Here is a 23,568-nt window from a genome sequence, read left to right as displayed (position 1 = left end):
AAAACAAAGTTACCATTTTGATTGATTCTTTTGGTACAACAGTATAGAAGTTTATGTTAAAATGAAGCATAAAAAAACGCTAATTTATCTTAGCGTTTACGTTTTCTATTACTAATGTAATCTTCAACGGCTTCTCTTGTTGTGAGCCAATTCCGACCTTCTTTGTACGCATCAATCTTACCTGTTCTAGCTAATAAGCTGATATATTCTTGACCATAAGGCATGTTAGGTTCTTGAACCAAATTAGAAATTTCAACGTATTCAGTGTCATTATCAGGTAATGCATTGATGTAAATGTTCAAAGTACGCTCTAAAGATTGACACATCAACAACGTTAATTTTTGATAATTACCATTATTGGCCTGGTTGAGTGCTTCGTAATATTTCTTACGATCATTTTTTAAAATGATTGCAGGCGGAAAACCACAACGCATTAATAATAAATTCATTGACAAACGAACGGTTCTTCCATTGCCATCAAAAAAAGGATGAATCCAAACTAATTTATGATGAAAAAAAGTTGCTAATTCAATAGCATTCAAATTCAAAGGATTGGTATTTATAAAATCAATCAATTCATCTAATAAATCAGGAACTTTATTGGCATTTGGTGGAGTAAAATTAGCTCCTGTAATGCGAACCCCTCCATTGCGAATACGACCTGCAAAATCCTCCTCAATAGACCGAAGTACTAAACCGTGTAAAGATAAAATATCGATACTTCGTAGTGTATATTCTTCATTAATGATAGAATACAAATAATCAATGGCTTTGTCGTGATTATGGGTTTCAAAATGCTCTCTCAGTGATTTGCCTTTTACAGTAATTCCTTCTTGCAAAACCATTTGAGTCTCACGCAAGCTCATAGTATTTCCTTCTATACTATTCGAATTGTAAGTCCATTCTATGGAAAGACTTTCTCTAATTTTATTTAATGCAATTGCTGGCAGCGGTCTGCTTGATTGCAAATGCTGTTTTTTGTGATACAATCTTTCAAAAGTAGATTGTAGTTCTTCTCTGTATGATAAATCAATATTCCACATAACACCACAAAGATACAATAATATCGGTTGAATTAAAAAATAATACTATCCGATATTAAAATTATTCTATCGTCATTGATTTAAGTTTGGTACGATAAGCTTCTAATGCAAGTGATTTGGAGATAAAACCGTAGTATTTATCGTTTTTAAGTACGGGTAAAAAGGCTACTTTGGTTTGTTCAAATTTATCCATTACCATTTCCATACTGTCATCAAGCGTGATGATCTGTTTTGGAGCGGTCATAATTTCTTTAATTTGCGTGTACTTTACCCGGTAGCTATTGAAGATAATTTCCTTGATATCATTGAAATAGACTACGCCAACCAATTCGTTTTCTATGTTGACCACTGCGAAAACAACTTGAGTAGAATTGGAAATTAAGTCTACTAATTTATCTAAATTTTCTTCTGGAGAAACAGTCAAATAATCCGTTTGTATAACTGAGTTCATATCTAAAGTAGATAATACATTGGCATCTTTATTACTAGTAAATGCATGACCTTTCTTGGCTAAATTCTTCACATCCATTGAATGTTTTTCGAAACGTTTTGAAATAGCAAAACTAATCGATGAAACAATCATCAAAGGAATCATCAAGTTATATCCTCCAGTAATTTCTGCAATTAAGAAAATAGCAGTTAATGGTGCGTGAAATAAACCACTTAATATTCCTGCCATTCCTACTAAAGTAAAGTTGCTTATCGGTAATTTGGCAAGACCAATAAGATTAATCAATTTCGAAAAGAAAAAACCTACATAGGAACCTAAGAATAAAGAGGGAGCAAAGTTACCACCATTTCCTCCACTTCCGATAGTTAAACCTGAAGCAAAAGCTTTAAGTAGCATCGTACAGCCAACAAAAAGTAAAAGCGCCCAGCTATTGTTTCTAAATCCGCTAAACAAAGTGTCTTCTAATAATTGTCCAGGATCACTTTCTGATAAAATTCGGATACTTTCGTATCCTTCACCAAAAAGCGTAGGGAATACATAAATTAAAATAGCTAAAAGTGTCGAACCAAAAAGTGCTTTTTTATAAGGTCCTAATTTTAAACGACTGAAAAAATGTTCCACTCGTTGAAAATTTCTAGAATAATAAATAGAAACTAAACCGGTAAAAACTCCTAAGAAAGCGTAAAATGGGATGTTGTGAAAATTAAAATCTTCTTGTTGCTGAAAGGAAAGTAAGATGCTTTCGTCCAAAACAATTACTGAAACTAATGCACCTGTAGCAGCAGCAATCATGATGGGTGTGAAAGCAGCAATACTTACGTCGACCAAAAGGACTTCAATGGCAAAAAGGACTCCTGCAATTGGTGCATTAAACGCAGCAGCGATACCAGCAGCAACTCCGCATCCAATAAGTAAAGTTCTGTCTTTATAATTTAATCTGTATTTCTGTGCAAAATTGGACCCAAAGGCCGCTCCTGTAATTACAATTGGACTTTCCAATCCAGCAGAACCACCCATACCAACGGTTAATGAACTGGTGATAATTTGCGCGTACATTTGTTTTCTAGGAATTAGACTAGCTTTTTTGGCAACAGCATATAAAATTTGAGAGGTGCCTTTTTGAATTGTGCCACTCAAGAACTTTTTGACAACAAAAACGGTCAATAGAATACCAATAATAGGTAAAAAACTATTTAAAAAACCTAATTTTAAAATTCTACTAACATAAGTAGCAAAGGTAAAAACCCCATGAGCAAAAGCTTTTAATAAAATAACTGCCAAAGCTGCTGAAATACCCACCAATACTGCTGATAAAAAAATAAATTGTTTGTCACCCAATTTTGATCTTGACCAAGCAATAGTGCCTTCTATTTTAAGAATAATTTTTTTAAACATGTGATTTTTTTCAGCCCGCTAATTTACAATTAAATATTTTTTAATGCTTCTTTTTTACTCAAAGGCTTTAAGTTGGATTGCAATACAAATTCCCGAACCGCTTCTGGATCGGTTTTGGCATACTCGCGAAGCGCCCAACCAATTGCTTTCCGAATGAAGAACTCATTATAATGACTGTGTTTTAGACATAAAGATTGTAAAAGATGAAAATTAGTTTTTGATTTGTAACCCAGTTGGAACAAGATTACGCTTCGGTTCAACCACATATTTTCTGCATTTGAAAATCGTTGTACAACAGTAGCAATTTCTGTTGGGAATTGTTCTAAATAACTACCAAGAATATATTTAGAAATAGTATCTACACTATCCCACCAAGAATTGGTAATCAATAATTTTTCTATCCAAACTATATCTTCAATTATATAGTTATTTTTTAAGCTTTTAATTATGATTTCAATTCCACAGTACTGCAGTTCTCTTTCTTTTTTTAGAAATAGCTCCCACGCAATTGTTCTTGCATTACTATCAATATCTGCCTGGTGTTTTTTGCAAACGGACTTTAAAATAGCTCTTCTTTCGTCTGTTTTGATTCCATAAAACGGAAATAAATCCTTCATGTACTTGGCCATAGCCAAAGCATTTTCTGCATTGGAACTCGCAGCGAATGTATTTTCTAATTCAGTAATAAAGGTCATAATTGATATTTATAATCCAACCGCTTTGTCATCTCCTCTATAATCGGCACCACCTTCTATTTTTCCATTAGGTAAAACCAAAATAGCATCTACCTTACCAATAATAGGAGTAGTTTTTTCGTTTACTAAATAGGATTTTGATTTTAATGTTTCTAATGTTTTTGTATCAAAGGCTTTAGGTTCAAAAGTAATTAAATCGGGCAACCATTGATGGTGGAAGCGTGGGGCATTGACTGCATCTTGCATCCCTAAACGAAACTCATATACATTTAAAATAGTTTGCAAAACGGATGTAATAATTGTAGAACCTCCTGGCGAACCCACTACCATAAACAATTTTCCATTTTTTTCGACAATTGTTGGTGTCATGGAACTTAACATACGTTTTTGAGGAGCAATGCTATTGGCTTCATTTCCAATTAATCCAAACATATTAGGTTCTCCTGGTTTGGCACTGAAATCATCCATTTCGTTATTCAAGAAAAAACCTAATTCTTCGCAATAGTATTTTGAACCATAACCCGCATTAATGGTTGTAGTTGCCGAGACTGCATTTCCAAAAGAGTCGACAATTGAATAATGTGTAGTTTCTGTACTTTCATTAATTGAAATCGTACCTTCCTTTACAGTAGAGGATAAAGTAGCTTTATTGAAATCAAAATTAGACATTCTGTCTCTAAGATATTGGTCGTCCTTTAATTCTTTTAACGGAATTTTTGTAAAGTCAGGATCACCTAAAAAGAAACTTCTATCGGCATAGGCTCTTCGTTCTGCTTCTACAATAACTTGAATGGCATCAGGCGAATTATGACCCATTGTTGCCAAATCAAAGGGGGCAATCATTTTCATGATTTGTGCCAGGCAAATTCCGCCACTGCTAGGTGGCGCCATGGAAATTATCTTTAAATCTTTGTATCCAAATTCGATTGTCTTTCTCCATTTGGCTTCGTATTGTGCCAAATCTTCTTTGGTAATTATTGCGCCTATTTTTTCAAAATAATGAACTAATTTTTCAGCAGTTTGTCCTTTGTAAAATTCTTCTTTTCCATTTTGTGCAATTCGTTTGAGCGTTTCAGCTAGTGCCGGATATTTGATGGTATCATTTTCTTTGAATACAGTAGCAAATTTGGTATTCTTTCCATTGGCTTTAATAATTGATTCGCGATATTCATTTAAACTTTTTTCTTGTTTTTTAGTAACAATAACTCCTTTCTCTGCTAATTCAATTACCGGTTTCATAATTTCAGACATAGGTAGCGAACCCATTTTTTCATGAACAGCAAATACGCCAGCAATAGTTCCAGGAACTCCAATGGCTAATGGAGAGTCGGTGCTTTTATCAGGGATGACTTTCCCGTCTTTATCCAAGAACATATTTTTAGTGGCAGATAGTGGGGCTTTCTCCCGATAGTCTAAAGAACCTGTTACTCCATTGGCTTTGCGATAAACCATAAAACCACCCCCTCCAATGTTTCCAGCGAAAGGGTAGGCTACAGCCAAAGCCAATTCAGTAGCTACCATAGCATCAAAGGCATTACCGCCTTTCTTGATGATAGCAACCCCAATTTTAGAAGCTTCTTCTCGAGCGGATACAACCATAGCTTTATCGGCAACTAAACCGCTTTGTGCTTTAGTTAAATTGGAAATAAATAGTACTATAAAACAATAAAAAATACGGTAAGTTAACTTCATAATTCGTTGAGTTTATTTTTTGAAAATAGTTGTACTTCTTTATAAAAAAGCGAAAATTCTGCTTCAAATTCATCATAGTGAGCCACTAGTTCTTCGGCGGCAAATCGCATCAAAGATTGATTTTTGGTACGATGATCCATTTGGTTTAAAATACGTTCTATTCCTGAAACGGATTGGTAATTGACTAACCAATTGTATTCCATCATATAGGGCAGTAAATGTTGTGCTTTAGAAGTTAGAATCGAATGATTGTCTAACAACGATTGGTAAAATTTTTCAGAATAAAGTGCTAAACTTTCATTGTGATAATCCGACCAGTTTTTAGCCAAAAAATGATCGTAATACATGTCCACAATTACTCCGGCGTAATGGTGGTATCGTGAGTGCAACTTTTTAGTGCTTTGTCTAAAGACGGGATGCGCATCAGTAAAAGTATCGATAGCCCGATGCAATAAAATTCCTTTTTGAATTTCGCTAGAAAAATTTTCATACTGCTTGCCACGAACCCCATCGGCCATAAAATTGCCGATTTTGATCATTTCGTTTTCACCAGAAAGATGAATGTGCGCAAGGAAATTCATAGTATTTATCAAGTTGTTGCTTTTCAAATATACAAAGTTCAGTTCATTAAAGAATTTCATTTTTAAGAAAAAACTTAGTAATTATATGGTTTAGCTTATCGCGAACTTTTATATTTGTATTTCAAATAAAAATTTAATTCATATATACATGACTTTAATAAAATCAATCTCAGGAATTCGAGGAACAATAGGTGGCAAAGTGGGCGATAATTTGACGCCAGTTGATGCAGTCAAATTTGCTTCGGCATACGGAACTTGGTTAAAAAACTATTCGGGCAAGGAAAAACTATCAGTGGTAATTGGACGTGATGCTAGAATTTCAGGGCCGATGATTCACAATTTAGTTGTAAACACTTTAGTTGGACTAGGAATTGATGTAATTGATTTAGGATTGTCTACTACACCAACAGTAGAAGTAGCCGTGCCTTTAGAAAAAGCTGACGGTGGAATTATCTTAACGGCTTCTCATAATCCAAAGCAATGGAATGCCTTGAAGTTACTAAACGAAAAAGGAGAGTTTTTGAATGGAGTAGAAGGGGAGAAAATTTTAGAAATTGCTGAAGCAGAAGCTTTTGATTTTTCAGATGTGGATTCGTTAGGAACTATTGTAGAAAATGATGCCTATATGGACATTCATATTGATGAAGTGTTGAATTTGCCTTTAGTGGACGTCGCTGCTGTAAAAGCGGCTCAATTCAAAGTAGTAGTTGATGGTGTGAATTCGTCTGGCGGAATTATTATTCCAAAATTATTAGAATTAATGGGCGTGGAAGTAGTAAAATTATACTGCGAACCTAACGGACATTTTCCTCACAATCCTGAACCACTGAAAGAACATTTGACGGATATTTCAGAATTGGTAGTCAAAGAAAAAGCCCATCTTGGAATTGTTGTAGATCCAGATGTAGATCGTTTGGCTTTCATTTCTGAAGATGGCGAAATGTTTGGGGAAGAATATACTCTTGTAGCTTGTGCCGATTATGTGTTGAGTAAAACTCCTGGAAATACGGTTTCTAATATGTCTTCGTCTCGTGCATTACGTGATGTGACCAATGCACATAATGGAAGTTACGAAGCTAGTGCTGTGGGTGAAGTGAATGTGGTTGAGTTAATGAAGAAGAACAATGCCATTATTGGTGGTGAAGGAAACGGCGGAATTATTTATCCTGAATTGCACTATGGTCGTGATAGCTTGGTGGGAGTAGCTTTGTTTTTAACTCATTTGGCCAACAAAAAAATGACGGTTTCTGCTTTACGCGCTTCATATCCAGAATATTATATGAGCAAAAATAAAATCGAATTGACTCCTCAAATTGATGTGGATGCGATTTTGGTAGCGATGACTGAGAAATACAAAAACGAAGATATAACGACGATTGATGGCGTAAAAATTGATTTTGCATCAGAATGGGTGCATTTAAGAAAATCAAATACAGAACCGATTATTAGAATCTATACTGAGGCTCCTTCACAAAAAGAAGCAGATGTATTAGCATTGCGCATTATCGATGAAATAAAAGCAATTGCAGGAATCTAATTGCAATCTGATTTAAAATTAAAATCCCCTTTCTGAAAAGAAAGGGGATTTTTTTTATGATTTACGATGTTTCCATCTTTTGTGTGTCCAAAAATAATACTCAGGTGCTTCTATAATTTGTTTTTCAACTTCATTCAAGTAAGTATCAGTAATTTCATAATTAGGAATGGATTTTGAAGCAGTCGATATCGGAACAAAAGTGGCTTCATAGTAGCCTCGTTTTACCTTTCTTACTTGGGCGAAAAGTACGTCCAAATCGTATTTTTTTGCTAGCATCTCAGCCCCAGTGTGAACTGGAACTTCTATCCCCATGAATTTTTGCCAGTGATATGTTTTATGAACTTGCGGCGATTGATCACTTGCTAATCCATACAAACTAACGATTCCTTTTGTTTCATTTTCTTGGATTAAGCTTATCGTTTTACTTGTAGTTACCAATTCAGATTTGAATTTGGAACGAATGGCTCTTACTTTAGCATCAAAGTATTTATTACTTAATTTTTTATAAACACCATAACATTTAAAGCTTGTACTTTCATTGATTGATAAAAGCCATTCCCAACTAGCATAATGCGATGCAAGCAGAATTACACTTTTATTCTTTTGTTCGTATTCCTTAAGTAATTCAATATTGGTAATCACAAAGCGTTTTTTCATTTCCTCCGATGAGATAGAAATAGTTTTTATCATTTCTAGAAAAACATCACACATGTGTTGGTAGAATTTTTTTTCTATTGCCAAACGTTCCTTATCGGATAAATGAGGAAGTGCAATTGATAGATTATGACGCACTATTTTTTTTCGGTACCCAATGCCATAATAAACTAAATAATAAATACCGTCTGAAAACCAATAAAATAGTCTAAAAGGCAGGATAGAGATGATCCAAAGAAAGGGAAAGCTTATGTTAAATATAAGAAACTGCATCGGGTAATTTTTGACAAATATAATTCAAAAAAAAATGAAAATTTTAACTAAAACAGTAACAACTTCATTTTAACTGAATGACTATCTTTACCCATACGATAAACGATAATTTATGAACGTGATTTTAATTATAGTCATCGCTGTTACAGTTTTGATTAGCTACAAAGGGTTTAACGATACCAGTTTTTTTAGAAAGTTTGAGTTTCATTTGGGAAGCATTCAAAAAGGAGAGCAAATTAGGATGATTTCTTCAGGTTTTCTCCATGTCGATATGACGCACCTATTATTAAATATGTTGACGCTTTGGTTTTTTGCGCCTTTAGTTTTAGCCTATATGGGCAATTGGACTTTTATACTGATCTATATGGGTAGTTTGATTTTCGGAAACTTATTGACTTATGTTTTCAAAAAAAACGATTATAATTATCGCGCTGTCGGAGCATCTGGCGCAGTCACAGGTGTCTTATATTCTGCTATTCTATTGCAACCCGACATGATGTTGGGGCTTTTCTTTATAATTCCTATACCAGCTTACTTATTCGGAATTTTGTACTTACTGTATTCTATTTACGGAATGAAATCTCAAAATGATAACATTGGACATTCAGCACACTTTGGAGGAGCTGTTGGTGGTTATGTCATTACATTGATTGAACAACCACAATTACTAGTAGATCATACCTTAATGGTCATTTTGTTAACGATTCCAATCATTGTGCTATTTCTATTGCAGCGTTTAGGAAAGTTGTAATTAAAAATTGACTTGTGCTTGAATACGAACTAAACCTCCTTTTTGTAGATTATCTTGTCTTGTAAAATCTTCAAATCGTCGGTTTGAGTTGGTATAATTTACAACCAATTCAAAGTTTTTATTTACTTGCCATTCTGCACCAAGTTCAAATTCTTTAACATTATAACTACGAGCATCTCTTTCATGTTTTTTTCCACCATCATAATATTGATATCTTAAAAATGGAATTAATACTTGTTTTTTTATTTTGAGTAAATAACTAGTAGTAATATATCCTCCATGTAAAGAAGTTAAATCAATTGAATCAGTATTCTTATTAAATTCAGGTCCTCTTCCTATGGTGTATTCCGTTTGAATCCCGAATGGTTTTGGATATAAAATAAAACTTGCAGCAACTCGTTCGTCTTTGTAACCAAGATCAGAATTTGTTTTTACTTGTGATGAAATATTTGACTTTGGTAATGTATAAGTTCCTGAATAGGCTTGCAAGCTAAGTTCTACTATTTGTTTTTTTAATTGAAATGGATAGGTGATTCTTGAAACAACATGTGGTTTATTGTTTAATTCAGGATTGTTAGCGGTTTGACCATTAAATACTCCAAAAGCAAAAATTCCATAATCACCGCTGCCTTTCAATCCATCATTTACTAATTCTGAAAATAATTTTCTCTTTTTTTTTGGCGCCCAATAAAAAAATACACCTAAATCTCTTTCATTAGATACAGCACTGTTTAACGCATCATTTCGATCAAGTGGAATTCTATTTTGACTAGACTGCATATTTTCAAACCCATAAGGGATTTTACTTTGTCCGATTCTAAATCGGTATTCATTATCGGAGTCTATTCCAACATCAAAATAAGCATCTCTAATTTGTCCAAAATGTAATCTGTCAGCAGAGGGACTGCTCGCGAAGTCTGGTTGAATATAGAAATAAACATTTTTATTTATTTGTCCGAATAAAATTACTCGCATTCGTCTCATAAAAAAACCACCGTCTTTTCCCCATGATCGATCACATTGTTCACATGATAAATTTTCATTAGTTTCAAGAAGTCTATTGTATCTAATTTGCGTATAACCTCTTATTGAAAATGTTTCGTACCATTTTTTTGGTAAATCAATCTGTTTTTTGGGGATTGAATCGGTTTGAGAAAAAAGATTAAGTGAAATAAATAGTAAAATAAAATACCTCATAGATAATATTGGGTTTAAATTGCAAAACTAACATTTAATTTTAGTCATTAGTTTAGAAAAGCAAAAAAATGAAATGGATTAAGTTAAATCGTTTGTTGATAGTTAATAGAAGGAAAAATTAAAAACTAAATTATTAGGGTGTTTAATAATTAATAACAAAAAAAAATGACCTTAGATTAAGGTCATTAAAAAAAAGTGGGGAGAGCAGGATTCGAACCTGCGAAGTTTTCACAGCAGATTTACAGTCTGCCCTCGTTGGCCGCTTGAGTATCTCCCCATTTCCTAGACTTGGCCGTATGTGTTTGTCTAAGCGGTTGCAAATATATAAACTGTTTTGATGTTTCCAAATTAAAATAACACTTAATTTCAATTAAAATAACACTTAATTTCAGCATTATTTTTAACCTATTGGAAGTGAATTAAATAAAAAAATCTCCCGTTAAGGAGATTCTTTATATTTGATTGATGCCAACCTTTATTTAGACAAAAGTTCGGCAATTTTATTGCGCAATTCTACTCCTCTAAGATCTTTTGCAACTACTTTACCAGTAGCGTCTAAAATGAAGGTAGCTGGAATCGATTCCACATTGTATTGTTTAGCTATCGGTTCATCCCAAAACTTTAAATTCGATACATGAATCCAGTTCAATTGGTCTTTTGCAATTGCTTCTTTCCAAGCTTTCGCCTCTTTGTCTAAGGAAACTCCAACGATATTTAAACCTTTGCCATGAAACTCTTTATACAAAGCTACCATGTTAGGATTTTCTTTTCGACAAGGACCGCACCAAGACGCCCAGAAATCGACAATAGTGATTTTACCTAAACTTTCTTTTAAAGAAATAACTTTTCCTGCAGGATTAGGTGCAGAAAAATCCGCTCTTCATTTAGCACCGCCCATAGAAGGTGCCGCAGTAGGTCCTCCTTTTAGTCTTGCTAAAGCTTCTTTTACTGCTTTACCAGGTTTTGAGTTTTGCAATTTTTCTTCAAACTCATTGAACATGGCTTCTGCCTTTTTGATGTCAGTACTTGGATCATTTAACATTCCTTGTAAAATAAGAACTGAAATGAATGATTTTGGATGACTTTCAGCATAAGCCAAATATTTAGCTTTAGTAGTTACTCCAACCTCTTCTTGAATTTTTCCAAATTCTTGCATTAATTTGTTGATTGCAACAGTATCTTTAGACTGCTGAGCCGCTTGCATAGCTGGTGTGTTTTTAGTTTGAAAATCAACTAATTTCTTTTGAATTTTAGTAAGCTCTTCAGTAAATTTCACATACTCATCATTATTGTAAGTTCCTGAAACTTTTGATTTTTGGATACTATCTTTGTTCACTTCAATAGTAACTTCTTCACCTTCTTCTAAGATAAAAGGAATAGGAGCTTGAGCACCTTCCACTTTAATGGTATAAAATGCAGGTTCAGTAATTTTACCATTCATTTCAAATTTACCATTTTCTACCTTCACAGTATCTTTAGCAATAAGCATTCCTGTTTCATCTTGTGTTTCAAGGATAATCGTTTTTCCGTTTTCAATTCCCTTTGCTGTACCAGAAATCATGTATTCTCCTTTTCCAACTTTGCTACAAGCAACAATTACTAAAGCTGCAGAAAGTAATAAAATTATTTTTTTCATTTCGATTTTGTTAAATGATTTAAGTGGCAAAAGTATTTAAAATTATAAATTATAACCACTTTTTGCACCTAAATTTTTGTTATAGTTAGTTTTTGGGTTTTAATTTGAGGATATAAGAGGGTATTTTCTTAATTTTCAAATAATTAGAATAAAAAAAGCACACTATTCAGTGTGCTTTTTTAAAACGTTGTATTAATCTTGGTTAATGGTTTTTCTCCAAGTAAAATTATTTAGGATATGTCTTTTAGCAAAACGTCCCGGAGAATCAGCATTGACCATTTTTACGTAAGTTGCTTTTGGTACACTTATGTATTCATAAACACTTCCGTTAGAAAAGTTGATGATTAATCTACCATCCACAAATTTATAATCAGTAATGGTTGATGTTGTAATAGTCTCAGTGTATTCTGGCATGTTTTGTTTAATCGTTTCAGGATTAATACTTACTAAAAAGTGGTACGCCTCAATGATTAACTTACTATTTTCTTCAGCCGCTTTTAAACCATCTTCATCACCTTGAAATTTATCAGGATGTGCATCTTTCATCGCATTGCGATAAATGGTTTTTAAATCTTTTAAATCGACATTTTTGTCAACATTTAATAACTTGCGGTATTCAACTATTTTTTTCATAAATAAAAATAACTATTTGTCGTTTAGTTTGTTTGTAATGGAAATTAGATCCAAAATCGACAAATTTTTTGCAAAGGTACACTTTTTTTTAAGTTTTCGGTTTGGACCAATAAATATTCTTACATAGAAGAGGGGTTTGGCGAATGCTATTCCTCTTTGTAATTGGCTTTATCAAAGTTTTTCGATTTCTTCGGATATTTGTTATAGCTGATGTCACTCGGATTTTCGATAACTGATTTAATAGTGATCCAATCACCAATAGCATGATTAGATGTAGCTAATTTATAGTCCAAAAGGTATTCGCCACAAAAGTAGTTGCCATTTTCATCCTGTTCCATTATTCCTGTAAAAACTCCTTTTTGAAGCATTTTATCATGAGAAGATTTAGACATAATCTTAAATTTAGTAATTTTTAGACTGCAAACTTAATCAATTATTGTTTGTTTAGGCTGAAAAGCAGATTCTACTTACTTTTGCAGCATGACAAATCAATTTCGTCCAAGTCCTAATGCGTTTAAAAACACCTTTTGTGTTTTTGACGAATTACCACTTACTGCTATTGAAGGATTGTCCGTTCAGTATGAAAGTAAGGCGGGAAGTTCGTATTATTATACCAAGCAAGGAATGTACCGATTGTCAAACCATTGGGGGAGACTCGCTAATAGTAAGTGGCGATTAGAGCCAATGGAACCGGAGTCGCCTACAAAACACAAATTAGGTTTTGCGCTTTGGACTAGTTTTTATCCAGATAATCCTACAGATAAGTTGTATTATCTCCAAGCTAATTTCGAAAAGAAAACGGTAAATTACCAACACAAAAACAATCCTACTTACGATCAAAAAGCAGTGCTTCGAACGAGTTTTGAAACGGCTAAAAGAATCAAACAAGTTCGGAATTTATTCGAACTAACTTCTTGGGCAAAGTATTTTGAGTATGATGATATAGACGATTTAAGAATGAAGATTATTAACGGACTTATCTATACGGACAAGTCGTTGGAAGAAATAAAACGAGAACAACTGTAACAAAAGCATGGGAAGAAACAACGAAAGAAATATCAAAAAGCATAACGACAAATTGCACAAGGAGCAAGACAAAGCCAAAAAAGCAGCCATGGCTCGTAAAGAAAAGCTAAAGCAAATTACCAAGCAATTTAACGCTAACAAGCAAGACGAAACAACTAATTAAGATATGGAACAGAACGATTTTAATTTATTGCAACAAGAAGTGCAAAAAATAATTGATTTAATTGCCGCCAAAAACGGTAAAGATGCCAATAATAAATTGGTAGAAATTAGCCAGCAACTGGATGATTTTCTTGATTTTTCTGACGATGATGCTGATTTGATTGAAATAAGTCGCTACCAAGTCTTATTGAATCAATTGCATCAAAAAATTAACGAACTGAATTAATACTAATGGATAATTGTTATTGTGGTTCAGGAGTTTTATTTAATCAATGTTGTCAGCCCATTATTGAAGGAACGCAAGCTGCCACTACCGCTGAGGCGTTAATGCGTTCACGTTATGTAGCCTATGTACTAAAAGAAGCCGATTATTTAATTGCAACTACAGCCCCCTCACATCAGGCACTTTATTCAAAGCAAGACATTTTAGATTGGGCAACACAAAATCAATGGCAACGATTAGAAATTACTAATGTGACACCAACTACTGTTACATTTAAAGCGTATTTTATAGATGATGAAAATCAATCACAGATTCATCATGAACATTCCCGTTTTGTATTTGAAAATGGAGCATGGTTCTATGTGGATGGGGATTATTTCGACAATTAGATTAATTAATTTTATCCAATTCAAGATTCAATCGGTTTTGTTCGGCTTCTAAATCTTCTAATTCTTTTTCAAACGATTCAATTTCCAATTGTATCTTTTTTATTTCTTCTGATTTTTCATTGGATGTTCGTAATACCTTGAAATTAGAAGCTTTTGCTAATTTTTCTTTAGCAGTATCTAAATTATCTTTAATTACGGCCATTTCGCTTTCAATTTCTGAAATACGATCTATCGCAGCTTGTTTTTTATCTCTAGCATTCCGTTCTTCTTCTGCTAATTGTTGTTCTTCGATTAATTTCTTTTGTTCTTCTATTTCTTTTTGTTGTAACAAAAATTGTCTGTTTTCAATTTCTGTTTTTTTATTTTTTGCTTCTAATTCTTCACTTCGATTATTTTGAATAATATTGATAGCAATTGTAGAAGCAACAACAATTACGACAATAACCGTAATAAATGTATTTTTAGACAAACCCAGAAACGTAGCGTTTGAAGTCGTTTGAGTCGTTTGAGTTGGTTGAGGAATACTTTTTTCTTCTACTTGAAATGGTGGTGGGGTAACGGCAACTAATTCATACAGTTCTTCCACATCTTTTGCATATTTCCATTTTTCCATTCCTTCAAACCAAACCGGAGTGGTTTTGGTGATATTCATAGCTCTCAATTCGTCAAAACTAAATGGTCCAGAGCTTTCGGTTCCGTTATGTAAAAAATATTTTTTCATGAGTGAATTTATATTCAAAAATAGGGTTTTTATTTCCCGATACAAAAATTAGCAAATATATTTCCAAGTAACTCATCATTAGTCACTTGTCCTGTAATCAATCCGAAATGATACAAGGCTTCTTTAATATCCAAAGCCATTAAATCACTGGATAAGTTGGATTCCAATCCAAATTTTACTTTTTGAATTTCGTCCAAAGCTTTGAGTAAGGAATCATAATGACGGGTATTGGTCACAATCGTTTCATTATTACGCAAAGCACCTGTATTGACAAAAGAAAGCAAGGTGTTTTTCAGTTCGTCAATACCCGTTTTTTGTTTGGCTGAGATTAAAATTTGTTTCAGCTGTAATTTTTCAAGTTGTTGAAGCAAACTTTGTGTTTCTTCAGCTGAAATTAAATCCGATTTATTGATTACAATTACTAGAGGTTTAAGCGGATATTTGTTTTTAACTTTTTCAATTTCAGTAATATATTCAGAACCTGAAACTTTAAACTTTAAACTTTCAAATAAATAAAGAACCACTTGCGCTTGTTCAATTTTTTCAAATGTTTTTTGGATTCCAATGCTTTCCACTACATCTTTCGTTTCTCGGATTCCAGCAGTATCAATGAATCGAAATCCAATTCCGCCAATATTCAATTCGTCTTCAACGGTGTCGCGCGTGGTTCCAGCAATGTCTGAAACAATAGCACGTTCTTCGTTCAACAACGCATTCAGCAAAGTTGATTTTCCTACATTGGGTTCGCCCACAATAGCCACAGGAATTCCGTTTTTAATGACGTTACCTACCGCAAAAGAGTCAATCAATCTTTTTAGAACAAACTCGATTCGGTTCAATAATTCATGAAATTGAGTTCGGTCAGCAAATTCTACATCTTCTTCGGCAAAGTCCAATTCCAATTCAATAAGCGAAGCAAAATTCAATAATTCTTCACGCAATTTGGCAATTTCGTTAGAGAATCCTCCACGCATTTGTTTCATCGCAATTTGGTGTGAAGCTTCATTGTCTGACGAAATTAAATCCGCAACTGCTTCGGCTTGAGATAAATCGAGTTTTCCATTCAAGAACGCTCGTAAGGTAAATTCGCCAGCATCGGCCATGCGACAGCCTTTTCGAAGTAATAATTGAATAATTTGTTGCTGAATATAAGTAGATCCGTGACAGGAAATTTCTATTGTGTTTTCTCCTGTGTACGAATTGGGTCCTTTGAAAATAGAAATCAAAACTTCGTCCAAGGTTTTACTCTCGTCAATAATATGTCCTAAATGTAAGGTATGGGTTTTTTGTTGGTTTAAATCCTTGTTTTTGATAGATTTAAACACACTAGCACCAATTTGGATGGCGTCTTGACCAGAAACCCTAATTATTGAAATTGCTCCCGCTCCCGAAGGGGTTGCCAAGGCTACAATAGCATCGTTTTGTATCATTTTTTTGATTCTTCTAAGTCACAAAGATAATAAAACTCTGGCTCTCTATTTTCATATTGTTGTTTGTGTGATTTTATTTATTGCTTAATTGTAAATAACTGATAATTATCATATTGAGTGATATGAATTATGACTAACTTAGAGGTAGATAAATACATAAATCTAATAAAAATGAAAAAGATTCTATTTCCAACAGATTTTTCTGAAGCTTCACATAATGCTTTTGTTCATGCATTAAAGTGGTCCAAATTGGTTCAAGGCGAACTAGTTTTATTGCACACATTTGAGTTACCTATTTATGATAACCAATTTTTCCCTGAAAATTATATCACAATATATAATTCAATTGAGTTGAGTCAATTTGAAATGTTTAAGCACGAAATTCCTAAACTGAGGGCTATTGCTGAAAAGGAACATTTAGATAAAATAAAAATGTCTCATCGACTCAAGCAAGGTGATTTAGTTTCCAATATAAAAGAAACCATCAAGGAAGAATCAATTGATTATGTGGTTATGGGAACTTCGGGAGCGACCGGTTGGGAAAGTTTTTTTATTGGAACCAATGCCACTTCAGTAATTATAGATGCGGGTATTCCTGTCTTTTGTGTTCCGTCTGATGCGCCCTTTCAAAATATCAATACAATTGGATTTACTACACGTTTTAGAGCTAAAGATAAAAAAGCTTTAGAATTGGTTTTACAATTGGCACACAAAGCCAAAGCAAAGGTGAAGTGTTTGTATGTTAAAACCTCAGATTCCGATGTTACTAAAGCTACTATTGCCGCATGGAAAGAAGAATACAAATCAGAACCTATTGAGTTTTTTGTTATTGAAGACGATGATGTCCAAGCAATAATTACCGATTTTATAATGTACAAAGAAGTAGACTTATTGATTATGTTGCCCTATAAAAGAGGTTTTTTTGAAGGACTTTTCAAACCAAGCTTGACTAAAAAATTAACAATAGATTTTGAAATTCCTATTTTGTCTATCCCTGTGGAATAATCTCTTGTAAAAAAGAAAAACCGCTATCCTTTTAAGAATAGCGGTTTTTTTTATTTCAATTTTGGATGGTTGTTTTATGCATTCAACATTACTGGCATAACTAACATCGTTACGGTTTCTCCTTCTTCTAAACCATCAACTGGAGTAAGGATTCCGGCACGGTTAGGTAATGACATTTCTAACATAATCATATCCGATTGTAAGTTGGTCAACATTTCAGTTAAGAAACGAGAGTTAAACCCAATTTGCATATCGTCTCCTTGATAATCACAAGTCAATCTTTCTTCCGCTTTGTTAGAGTAGTCAATATCTTCTGCAGAAACGTTCAATTCAGCACCTGCAATTTTCAAACGAATTTGGTGAGTGGTTTTGTTAGAGAAAATCGCCACACGACGAACAGAACTCAAGAATTGAGAACGATCAATCATTAATTTGTTTGGATTTTCTTTTGGAATAACGGCTTCGTAGTTTGGATATTTTCCATCGATTAAACGACACATCAACAAATAATTGTCAAATGAGAAAGTCGCGTTAGAATCGTTGTATTCAATTTTTACTTCCGCATCTGAAGCACCTAAAATACTTTTTAAGATGTTCAACGGTTTCTTTGGCATGATGAAATCAGCTACTTGAGAAGCCGTAACATCAGTACGTGCATATTTTACTAATTTATGAGCATCAGTTGCCACAAAAGTCAAGCCTTGTGGAGAGAATTGGAAAAACACTCCTGACATAACTGGACGTAAATCATCGTTTCCAGCAGCAAAAATAGTTTTGCTAATTGCTGTTGCTAAAACATCAGCAGGAACTAAAGTTACAGAAGGTTCGTCTAAGTTAACTGATTTAGGGAATTCTTCACCTGGAGCATACGCCAATGCATATTTACCAGAATTCGAACTGATTTCGATAGTACTGTTTTCTTCAACTGTGAAAGTTAAGGGTTGTTCAGGAAAAGTTTTAAGGATTTCCAAAAGCAATTTAGCAGGAACAGCAACACTTCCTTGACTGGTAGAATCAATATCCAAAGTAGCCGACATGGTAGTCTCTAAATCAGAAGCTGAAACAGTCAAAAGATTGTTGTTCAATTCAAATAGGAAATTATCTAAAATAGGTAAGGTATTGTTACTATTGATAACGCTCCCTAGAACTTGTAATTGTTTCAATAAGTACGAACTCGATACTATAAATTTCATCTGTTATATTTTATATTTTTTGGGATATACTTTTTTACAAATATATCGTAAACTAGTTTAGTATGGAAAATTTTTTATTAACATCTACCTACTGTATTTTCTTTTTCTGAGGAAAGTAAATTGAAAGCCAAAAGCTGCTAAAATTACTATTGGCAGTCCGATAGTTAGGAATTGTATGTAGGTGTAGTTTTCATAGACCTTTTCTTTGTCTAATAAAGGCAAATCTAAATCCTTGGAGCGAATGTTAATAAGTCCAGTATCATCCAATAAATAATTGACACAATTCATTAGAAAATCTTTGTTGTCGTATAAATTTCCTGAGCGTTGATCGTAGCCCAATTCGACAGGAAGTAAATTTTTATCCAATTGGTTTTTTATCACATCTCCATCCGAAATGACAATCATTTTACCGCTTTTTCCACTAGCTTGAAAATTAGTTTGGTCAAAAGCCAACACTCTGTTTTCGAACATCGAATGGAAATTACCTTCTAAAAGAACCGCAAGCGGAATAGTGCCTTTATTCAAATAATCAGCAGGCGTAGTTTCCTCGTTAACGCTATTCAAGTTGATTTCGGTTGGTGTACCAATTCGTTTCGAATAAAGTGAAGATTGTAATAAAACCGTTTTCTTAATGCCGTTTTTCAAGGTATCAATGGCATTGGCAAAATCAAATTTAATTCCGCCCAAATTTTTCACAATGGGATGCTTACTCTGTGGATAAACCTGAGGTGCAAATTTCCAATTGAATTCTTGAAATTGAGTGGCACTTCCTTGTTCGCCAGTAGCTAATTTTATAGGACTTCCTTGTTCGTCTTTGACTAAATCAGGATAAATTCGAACGCCATATTTAAAGAAAAAATCATTCAGATTTAAGTCTCTTGAAAACGCCATTGCACTTCCTGTCGGACTATACAAGCTATCCATTTCGGCTACAACTTGTTCCATTAACCAAATGGTTTTTCCTCCATTGACAATGTATTGATCCAATACTTGTTTTTCGCTTTCAGAAAAAGCTTCGGTAGGTTTAGCAACAATGGCTAAATCGTATTTTTTTAATGCCTCAAGCGTATTGACAGGTTGTTTGGTTACCGAATCCAAAGTAAATGGTCCAATGTGGTAACTCTCTTTGGTTTGCAACAAAAACTTAGCAATATAGGCTTCGTGCAATTCGCCGTTTCCTTTGATAATGGCGATTTTCTTTTGCTTTTCTTTTGTGATTTTGTTAAGTGCATCGGCAATGGAATATTCCAGATGTTGCACCGAACCAATTACTTTATCGGTAGTCGATGCGCCCATGATATTTTTCAATAAAGGAATGTTGACTTCTTTGTTGTCATATACGGCAATAGCCCAAGGAAAAACCATTGCTTGCGACTGCTTTCCTTTGTCATCAACTGAAATGTTGATAGGCGTAAGCCCTTTACGGTACAATTCTTTGATATTGTCCATGCTGGTTGCTTCGTCTTCCAAAGGATCAATAAATTCAAAAACGATTTTGGAATTATAGCCTTGAAATTCCTCCAACATTTGGCGCGTTTCCAATTGCAATCGCTTGAATTCAGCAGGCAATTCTCCTTGCATATATACTTTGATGTACAACGGATTTTTAACTTGTTCAATAATTTGTAACGAAGTAGGAGAGAGTGTATATCTTTTGTCTTTGGTTAAATCAAATCGAAAGAAAAAGAAACTCCCAATGGCATTTAAAACCAATAGTAGTACTATAGTTATTCCTACTGATTTCAGCCTGTTTTTAGTTGCAGTATTCATTAGGATTGAAACGATTTTAATTGGTTAACAGTCAAAGAAAGAAAAACCACCATGATACTTGAAAAATAGAGAATATCTCGAGTGTCCAACACGCCGCGGCTCATGCTTTTATAATGATCTTGCATACCTAAGTAAGCAATTGTATTTGAAATATTAGGAAAAACCGAAGCTAAACCTTCAAAACCAAAAAAGAACAAAAAGCATAAAAACACAGCAAGAATAAAGGCAACAATTTGATTCTCTGAAAGTGTCGAGGTAAAAATTCCGATAGCAGCATAAGCTCCTATTAGGAAAAGCAATCCAAAATACGAGCCTAAAGTACTGCCCATATCAATATTTCCTTCGGGCATTCCTAAACTGGAAATGGCTTCTACGTAGATAAAAGTAGGAACAATTGCCATACCAATTAGAAGAGTTGCTCCGATGAATTTGCCAGAGACAATTTCCCAAACACTCAAGGGCTTGGTAAGCAATAATTCTAAGGTACCTTGTTTCTTTTCATCCGAAAAACTGCGCATCGTTACCGCAGGAATTAAGAAAATCAGAATCCAAGGTGCCAATGTGAAAAACGGAGTCAAATCAGCAAATCCTGAGTTTAAAATATTGTAATCTCCTTCAAAAACCCAAAGAAACAGTCCGTTTAAAATAAGAAAAATAGCAATCACCAAATAACCTATTGGTGAGCCAAAGAACGATTTTATTTCACGTAATACTATTGATTTCATATTTAAGCCCCACCCTAACCCTCCCCTAAGGGAAGGGAACCGATTGTGGAAATTAGGTTCAAAAATTATTTGTTTTTATCAATTTACTATGTTGCTCATTCCCCCTTTGGGGGTTAGGGGGCTTAATTTATCGACACTCCAAGCTTCTGGTTTGTCATTGAATAATTTCTTGGTAAAATCCCAAACTTCATTAAAAAGCGCTGATTTTCTATAGTTTTCCAAATCGTCTTCGCTTTCCCAATAACTGTAAGTAAAGAAAATCGATGCGTTGTTTTTGTCTTGATACAATTCTAATAAACGATTTCCTGGGAAATTTCGTATTTGATCCTTAACCAATTCAAAATTTTCTAGAAACGCAGGAATATTTTCCTCGTGAAAACTCAATTTTACGATGCGTATCAACATAGCCGAATTAATTTTTAAATTGAATTAGTACAACGTCTCTGTAACTCAAACCAAGTAAACTACTTGCGGAACCAATTTTTGAAGGATTACTTCTAAAAATGGCAATTTCTAAAAAACCAGCTTCGTTAAAAAGAGCTAATTTTTCGCCTTCATAATTCTTTATGGCATATTTTTCATTGGTTGCAATAGAAGAATAGTTAGGTAAAATAGTTTTGATGTTTTTGGTTTTCATAACAATTTCATAAGGCCTTCCTTTGGCAACATCTAGAAATTGTTTTTTTGAAATATTGGTGACCACATTACCAAAATGATCGATGTAAATCACATTCCCTTTGATAGAATTAAAATCATTCGCCACAGTTGCTTGTAAACCAGTAACTGCTTTTAATTGGGTAATTTCTTTACCAATTACATTTAGTAAACCACCTTTAGATAAATGACAGGCCACTTTTACAAAAACATCTAAGTCAGTAGCGTCGTTATGCAGACGGTCGTGAATGGTAATAGCCACCATTTTTTGAGGAACCACTTTTTGCGTAAGCATACTCAAAATTCCATTATCAGCACCTATAAAAAACTGATCGTTCCATTGGATAGTAATGTGTTGGTTTTCTTTATTTCGCTCACTATCTACTCCAATGATATGTACTGTTCCTTTAGGAAAACTGCTGTAAGCTGCTCCAATTATATAACTAGCTTCAAGTATGTTGAATGGATCGATATCGTGCGAAATATCAATAATGGTAATTTCAGGATATTCAGAAATAATTTTCCCTTTAAGAGCACCCACAAAGTGATCTTTCAAGCCGTAATCGGTAGTAAGGGTAATTATTGACATAATTTTGTTTATAAGTATTGGGGTTGGGTAAGCCTAATTTTCATTAAATTTGAGAATTGCAAAGCTAACAATAGTAAATTCAAAAACGAAATAAAGAAAAATATTTTCTAATTTGAATCTTTAATTATTTTAGACCTGCTCAAGATGAATTAATCTACTAAATACTACCACTTTTGAACGAAAGAATAATTGATTTGGTTGACATCGCTCCAAAGGAATTTTGGGGAGACCAAGATGCTCATTTAGAAACCATAAAAAAATACTATCCTAAATTAAAAATAGTTGCTCGTGGGACTACTTTGAAAGCTTTTGGCGAAAGAGAAGTTTTGGACGAGTTTGAAAAACGATTCCAACGTTTGATGCTGCATTTTACCCGTTATAATAACATTGATGTTAATGTAATTGAACGAGTGATTCTAGGCGATGGTCAAGAGGAACGAAAAATCCAAGGACACGACAAAATATTAGTTCATGGTGTAGGCGGAAAATTGATCAAAGCCTTGACTCCAAATCAACAATTACTCGTTGATACCTTACTAAAAAACGATATGGTTTTTGCTGTTGGACCTGCGGGAACTGGTAAAACATACACAGGTGTGGCGATGGCGGTTAAAGCCTTGAAAGAAAAAGAAGTCAAGCGAATTATTCTAACTCGCCCAGCAGTTGAAGCCGGAGAAAATCTTGGTTTTTTACCTGGAGACATGAAGGAAAAACTAGATCCGTACATGCAGCCTTTGTATGATGCGTTGCGAGACATGTTACCTAGTGAAAAAATTGAAGACTATATTTTGAAAGGAATCATCCAAATTGCACCTTTAGCATTTATGCGCGGACGAACCTTAGATAATGCGTTTGTTATTCTAGACGAAGCACAAAACACGACCCATTCCCAAATGAAAATGTTTTTGACCCGTATGGGGAAAAATGCCAAGTTCATGATTACGGGCGATCCTGGGCAAGTCGATTTGCCTCGCCGAACCATTTCAGGTTTAAAAGAAGCGCTTTTGGTTTTGAAAGATGTGGATGGTATTGGAATCATTTACTTGGATGATAAAGATGTCGTGCGCCACCGATTGGTTAAAAAAGTAATTGAGGCCTATAAAAAAATAGAGAATAACGATTAATTAAGTCGAAGCAGTTATA

The 23,568-nt window shown here is 33.9% G+C and carries 25 protein-coding genes, 1 tRNA gene and 1 pseudogene; 8 read left to right on the top strand and 19 right to left on the bottom strand.

Annotated features, from left to right (window positions below; all coding sequences use genetic code 11):
• Window positions 1-89: 89 nt before the first annotated feature.
• The 5 genes from LPC20_RS09440 to LPC20_RS09420 form a co-directional block, all read right to left on the bottom strand.
• On the bottom strand, window positions 90-1,043 hold the full coding sequence (locus LPC20_RS09440; RefSeq protein WP_229324782.1) for a Fic family protein: 954 nt from the start codon (window positions 1,041-1,043) through the stop codon (window positions 90-92).
• A gap of 61 nt (window positions 1,044-1,104) precedes the next feature.
• Window positions 1,105-2,889: a chloride channel protein gene (locus LPC20_RS09435; protein WP_229324780.1), complete on the bottom strand. Its 1,785-nt coding sequence runs from the start codon at window positions 2,887-2,889 to the stop codon at window positions 1,105-1,107.
• 29 nt (window positions 2,890-2,918) lie between these two features.
• Window positions 2,919-3,584, bottom strand: a complete 666-nt coding sequence (locus LPC20_RS09430; RefSeq protein WP_229324779.1) for a DNA alkylation repair protein — start codon at window positions 3,582-3,584, stop codon at window positions 2,919-2,921.
• 9 nt (window positions 3,585-3,593) lie between these two features.
• A complete protein-coding gene (ggt, locus tag LPC20_RS09425) occupies window positions 3,594-5,276 on the bottom strand; it encodes a gamma-glutamyltransferase (RefSeq protein ID WP_229324777.1) in 1,683 nt (560 codons plus the stop codon).
• Window positions 5,273-5,857, bottom strand: a complete 585-nt coding sequence (locus tag LPC20_RS09420; RefSeq protein ID WP_229324775.1) for an acyl carrier protein phosphodiesterase — start codon at window positions 5,855-5,857, stop codon at window positions 5,273-5,275. Before LPC20_RS09420 ends, ggt begins: the two co-directional genes overlap by 4 nt.
• A 148-nt stretch (window positions 5,858-6,005) precedes the next feature.
• Here LPC20_RS09420 and glmM point away from each other — a divergent pair, with 148 nt between their 5' ends.
• The gene (gene glmM, locus LPC20_RS09415) at window positions 6,006-7,394 is read left to right on the top strand and encodes a phosphoglucosamine mutase (RefSeq protein WP_229324773.1); all 1,389 of its coding nucleotides are present in this window, start codon (window positions 6,006-6,008) and stop codon (window positions 7,392-7,394) included.
• Window positions 7,395-7,448: 54 nt separating this feature from the next.
• Here glmM and LPC20_RS09410 read toward each other — a convergent pair whose 3' ends face one another.
• On the bottom strand, window positions 7,449-8,321 hold the full coding sequence (locus LPC20_RS09410) for a lysophospholipid acyltransferase family protein (protein WP_229324771.1): 873 nt from the start codon (window positions 8,319-8,321) through the stop codon (window positions 7,449-7,451).
• Window positions 8,322-8,433: 112 nt separating this feature from the next.
• On the opposite strand from LPC20_RS09410, the gene LPC20_RS09405 reads away from it, so the two are divergent.
• Complete coding sequence (locus tag LPC20_RS09405) at window positions 8,434-9,072, top strand: rhomboid family intramembrane serine protease (protein WP_229324769.1); 639 nt, start codon at window positions 8,434-8,436, stop codon at window positions 9,070-9,072.
• On the opposite strand, the gene LPC20_RS09400 is transcribed toward LPC20_RS09405, so the two are convergent.
• From LPC20_RS09400 to LPC20_RS09375, 6 genes and pseudogenes are all read right to left on the bottom strand, one after another.
• Window positions 9,073-10,269 carry a porin gene (locus LPC20_RS09400; RefSeq protein WP_229324767.1) on the bottom strand — a complete coding sequence of 399 codons (1,197 nt, stop codon included), beginning with the start codon at window positions 10,267-10,269 and terminating at the stop codon, window positions 9,073-9,075.
• 196 nt (window positions 10,270-10,465) lie between these two features.
• Window positions 10,466-10,546 (bottom strand) — tRNA-Tyr (locus LPC20_RS09395).
• 198 nt (window positions 10,547-10,744) lie between these two features.
• Window positions 10,745-11,131, bottom strand: a pseudogene (locus tag LPC20_RS09390) (peroxiredoxin family protein); the annotation flags it as partial.
• Window positions 11,132-11,149: 18 nt separating this feature from the next.
• The gene (locus LPC20_RS09385; RefSeq protein WP_229324765.1) at window positions 11,150-11,905 is read right to left on the bottom strand and encodes a DUF4369 domain-containing protein; all 756 of its coding nucleotides are present in this window, start codon (window positions 11,903-11,905) and stop codon (window positions 11,150-11,152) included.
• 192 nt (window positions 11,906-12,097) lie between these two features.
• A complete protein-coding gene (locus LPC20_RS09380; protein ID WP_229324763.1) occupies window positions 12,098-12,538 on the bottom strand; it encodes a KTSC domain-containing protein in 441 nt (146 codons plus the stop codon).
• Between the two features lie 146 nt (window positions 12,539-12,684).
• Window positions 12,685-12,930: a hypothetical protein gene (locus LPC20_RS09375; RefSeq protein WP_229324761.1), complete on the bottom strand. Its 246-nt coding sequence runs from the start codon at window positions 12,928-12,930 to the stop codon at window positions 12,685-12,687.
• An 88-nt stretch (window positions 12,931-13,018) separates the two neighbouring features.
• On the opposite strand from LPC20_RS09375, the gene LPC20_RS09370 reads away from it, so the two are divergent.
• Genes LPC20_RS09370 through LPC20_RS09355 form a run of 4 tightly spaced genes read left to right on the top strand, consistent with a single transcriptional unit; the run spans window position 13,019 to window position 14,338 of the window.
• Window positions 13,019-13,564, top strand: a complete 546-nt coding sequence (locus LPC20_RS09370; protein ID WP_229324759.1) for a hypothetical protein — start codon at window positions 13,019-13,021, stop codon at window positions 13,562-13,564.
• Window positions 13,565-13,571: 7 nt separating this feature from the next.
• Window positions 13,572-13,727, top strand: a complete 156-nt coding sequence (locus LPC20_RS09365) for a hypothetical protein (RefSeq protein WP_229324757.1) — start codon at window positions 13,572-13,574, stop codon at window positions 13,725-13,727.
• A gap of 3 nt (window positions 13,728-13,730) precedes the next feature.
• Entirely contained in the window at window positions 13,731-13,952 is a 222-nt protein-coding gene (locus tag LPC20_RS09360; RefSeq protein WP_229324755.1) for a hypothetical protein, read from the top strand.
• Between the two features lie 5 nt (window positions 13,953-13,957).
• Window positions 13,958-14,338: a YchJ family protein gene (locus LPC20_RS09355; protein WP_229324753.1), complete on the top strand. Its 381-nt coding sequence runs from the start codon at window positions 13,958-13,960 to the stop codon at window positions 14,336-14,338.
• 1 nt (window position 14,339) lies between these two features.
• Here the strand turns inward: LPC20_RS09355 and LPC20_RS09350 are convergent, their stop codons facing one another.
• Complete coding sequence (locus LPC20_RS09350; protein ID WP_229324751.1) at window positions 14,340-15,059, bottom strand: DUF4339 domain-containing protein; 720 nt, start codon at window positions 15,057-15,059, stop codon at window positions 14,340-14,342.
• Window positions 15,060-15,088: 29 nt separating this feature from the next.
• Window positions 15,089-16,489: a tRNA uridine-5-carboxymethylaminomethyl(34) synthesis GTPase MnmE gene (mnmE, locus tag LPC20_RS09345; protein WP_229324749.1), complete on the bottom strand. Its 1,401-nt coding sequence runs from the start codon at window positions 16,487-16,489 to the stop codon at window positions 15,089-15,091.
• Window positions 16,490-16,660: 171 nt separating this feature from the next.
• On the opposite strand from mnmE, the gene LPC20_RS09340 reads away from it, so the two are divergent.
• Window positions 16,661-17,494, top strand: coding sequence for a universal stress protein (locus LPC20_RS09340; protein WP_229324747.1), 834 nt, complete (start codon window positions 16,661-16,663; stop codon window positions 17,492-17,494).
• Between the two features lie 74 nt (window positions 17,495-17,568).
• On the opposite strand, the gene dnaN is transcribed toward LPC20_RS09340, so the two are convergent.
• The 5 genes from dnaN to LPC20_RS09315 form a co-directional block, all read right to left on the bottom strand.
• Window positions 17,569-18,687 (bottom strand): DNA polymerase III subunit beta, encoded by a 1,119-nt coding sequence (gene dnaN / locus LPC20_RS09335; RefSeq protein ID WP_229324745.1) that lies wholly within the window; start codon window positions 18,685-18,687, stop codon window positions 17,569-17,571.
• Between the two features lie 84 nt (window positions 18,688-18,771).
• Entirely contained in the window at window positions 18,772-20,457 is a 1,686-nt protein-coding gene (gldG, locus tag LPC20_RS09330; RefSeq protein ID WP_229324743.1) for a gliding motility-associated ABC transporter substrate-binding protein GldG, read from the bottom strand.
• Window positions 20,457-21,182, bottom strand: a complete 726-nt coding sequence (gldF, locus tag LPC20_RS09325) for a gliding motility-associated ABC transporter permease subunit GldF (protein ID WP_229324741.1) — start codon at window positions 21,180-21,182, stop codon at window positions 20,457-20,459. Before gldF ends, gldG begins: the two co-directional genes overlap by 1 nt.
• A 78-nt stretch (window positions 21,183-21,260) precedes the next feature.
• Window positions 21,261-21,587: a putative quinol monooxygenase gene (locus LPC20_RS09320; RefSeq protein WP_229324739.1), complete on the bottom strand. Its 327-nt coding sequence runs from the start codon at window positions 21,585-21,587 to the stop codon at window positions 21,261-21,263.
• 7 nt (window positions 21,588-21,594) lie between these two features.
• Window positions 21,595-22,425 carry an SAM hydrolase/SAM-dependent halogenase family protein gene (locus LPC20_RS09315; protein ID WP_229324737.1) on the bottom strand — a complete coding sequence of 277 codons (831 nt, stop codon included), beginning with the start codon at window positions 22,423-22,425 and terminating at the stop codon, window positions 21,595-21,597.
• Between the two features lie 173 nt (window positions 22,426-22,598).
• On the opposite strand from LPC20_RS09315, the gene LPC20_RS09310 reads away from it, so the two are divergent.
• The gene (locus LPC20_RS09310) at window positions 22,599-23,549 is read left to right on the top strand and encodes a PhoH family protein (protein WP_229324735.1); all 951 of its coding nucleotides are present in this window, start codon (window positions 22,599-22,601) and stop codon (window positions 23,547-23,549) included.
• Window positions 23,550-23,568: the final 19 nt, after the last annotated feature.

This window comes from Flavobacterium ammonificans, assembly GCF_020886115.1.
GTDB classification, from domain to species: Bacteria; Bacteroidota; Bacteroidia; order Flavobacteriales; family Flavobacteriaceae; genus Flavobacterium; species Flavobacterium ammonificans.
The sequence above is the reverse complement of the archived record's forward strand: the minus strand, read 5'-3'. Positions and strand labels throughout refer to the sequence as shown.

What these genes read in the sequence shown, in the direction of transcription:
- LPC20_RS09340 (WP_229324747.1), top strand. Translation starts at nt 16,661, where the DNA reads ATGAAAAAGATTCTATTTCCAACAGATTTTTCTGAAGCTTCACATAAT.
- LPC20_RS09360 (WP_229324755.1), top strand. Translation starts at nt 13,731, where the DNA reads ATGGAACAGAACGATTTTAATTTATTGCAACAAGAAGTGCAAAAAATA.
- LPC20_RS09320 (WP_229324739.1), bottom strand. Translation starts at nt 21,587, where the DNA reads ATGTTGATACGCATCGTAAAATTGAGTTTTCACGAGGAAAATATTCCT.
- LPC20_RS09410 (WP_229324771.1), bottom strand. Translation starts at nt 8,321, where the DNA reads ATGCAGTTTCTTATATTTAACATAAGCTTTCCCTTTCTTTGGATCATC.
- LPC20_RS09370 (WP_229324759.1), top strand. Translation starts at nt 13,019, where the DNA reads ATGACAAATCAATTTCGTCCAAGTCCTAATGCGTTTAAAAACACCTTT.
- LPC20_RS09365 (WP_229324757.1), top strand. Translation starts at nt 13,572, where the DNA reads ATGGGAAGAAACAACGAAAGAAATATCAAAAAGCATAACGACAAATTG.
- ggt (WP_229324777.1), bottom strand. Translation starts at nt 5,276, where the DNA reads ATGAAGTTAACTTACCGTATTTTTTATTGTTTTATAGTACTATTTATT.
- dnaN (WP_229324745.1), bottom strand. Translation starts at nt 18,687, where the DNA reads ATGAAATTTATAGTATCGAGTTCGTACTTATTGAAACAATTACAAGTT.
- LPC20_RS09440 (WP_229324782.1), bottom strand. Translation starts at nt 1,043, where the DNA reads ATGTGGAATATTGATTTATCATACAGAGAAGAACTACAATCTACTTTT.
- glmM (WP_229324773.1), top strand. Translation starts at nt 6,006, where the DNA reads ATGACTTTAATAAAATCAATCTCAGGAATTCGAGGAACAATAGGTGGC.
- LPC20_RS09350 (WP_229324751.1), bottom strand. Translation starts at nt 15,059, where the DNA reads ATGAAAAAATATTTTTTACATAACGGAACCGAAAGCTCTGGACCATTT.
- LPC20_RS09400 (WP_229324767.1), bottom strand. Translation starts at nt 10,269, where the DNA reads ATGAGGTATTTTATTTTACTATTTATTTCACTTAATCTTTTTTCTCAA.
- LPC20_RS09430 (WP_229324779.1), bottom strand. Translation starts at nt 3,584, where the DNA reads ATGACCTTTATTACTGAATTAGAAAATACATTCGCTGCGAGTTCCAAT.
- LPC20_RS09380 (WP_229324763.1), bottom strand. Translation starts at nt 12,538, where the DNA reads ATGAAAAAAATAGTTGAATACCGCAAGTTATTAAATGTTGACAAAAAT.
- LPC20_RS09435 (WP_229324780.1), bottom strand. Translation starts at nt 2,889, where the DNA reads ATGTTTAAAAAAATTATTCTTAAAATAGAAGGCACTATTGCTTGGTCA.
- LPC20_RS09420 (WP_229324775.1), bottom strand. Translation starts at nt 5,857, where the DNA reads ATGAATTTCCTTGCGCACATTCATCTTTCTGGTGAAAACGAAATGATC.
- LPC20_RS09385 (WP_229324765.1), bottom strand. Translation starts at nt 11,905, where the DNA reads ATGAAAAAAATAATTTTATTACTTTCTGCAGCTTTAGTAATTGTTGCT.
- LPC20_RS09405 (WP_229324769.1), top strand. Translation starts at nt 8,434, where the DNA reads ATGAACGTGATTTTAATTATAGTCATCGCTGTTACAGTTTTGATTAGC.
- LPC20_RS09315 (WP_229324737.1), bottom strand. Translation starts at nt 22,425, where the DNA reads ATGTCAATAATTACCCTTACTACCGATTACGGCTTGAAAGATCACTTT.
- LPC20_RS09375 (WP_229324761.1), bottom strand. Translation starts at nt 12,930, where the DNA reads ATGTCTAAATCTTCTCATGATAAAATGCTTCAAAAAGGAGTTTTTACA.
- mnmE (WP_229324749.1), bottom strand. Translation starts at nt 16,489, where the DNA reads ATGATACAAAACGATGCTATTGTAGCCTTGGCAACCCCTTCGGGAGCG.
- LPC20_RS09355 (WP_229324753.1), top strand. Translation starts at nt 13,958, where the DNA reads ATGGATAATTGTTATTGTGGTTCAGGAGTTTTATTTAATCAATGTTGT.
- gldF (WP_229324741.1), bottom strand. Translation starts at nt 21,182, where the DNA reads ATGAAATCAATAGTATTACGTGAAATAAAATCGTTCTTTGGCTCACCA.
- gldG (WP_229324743.1), bottom strand. Translation starts at nt 20,457, where the DNA reads ATGAATACTGCAACTAAAAACAGGCTGAAATCAGTAGGAATAACTATA.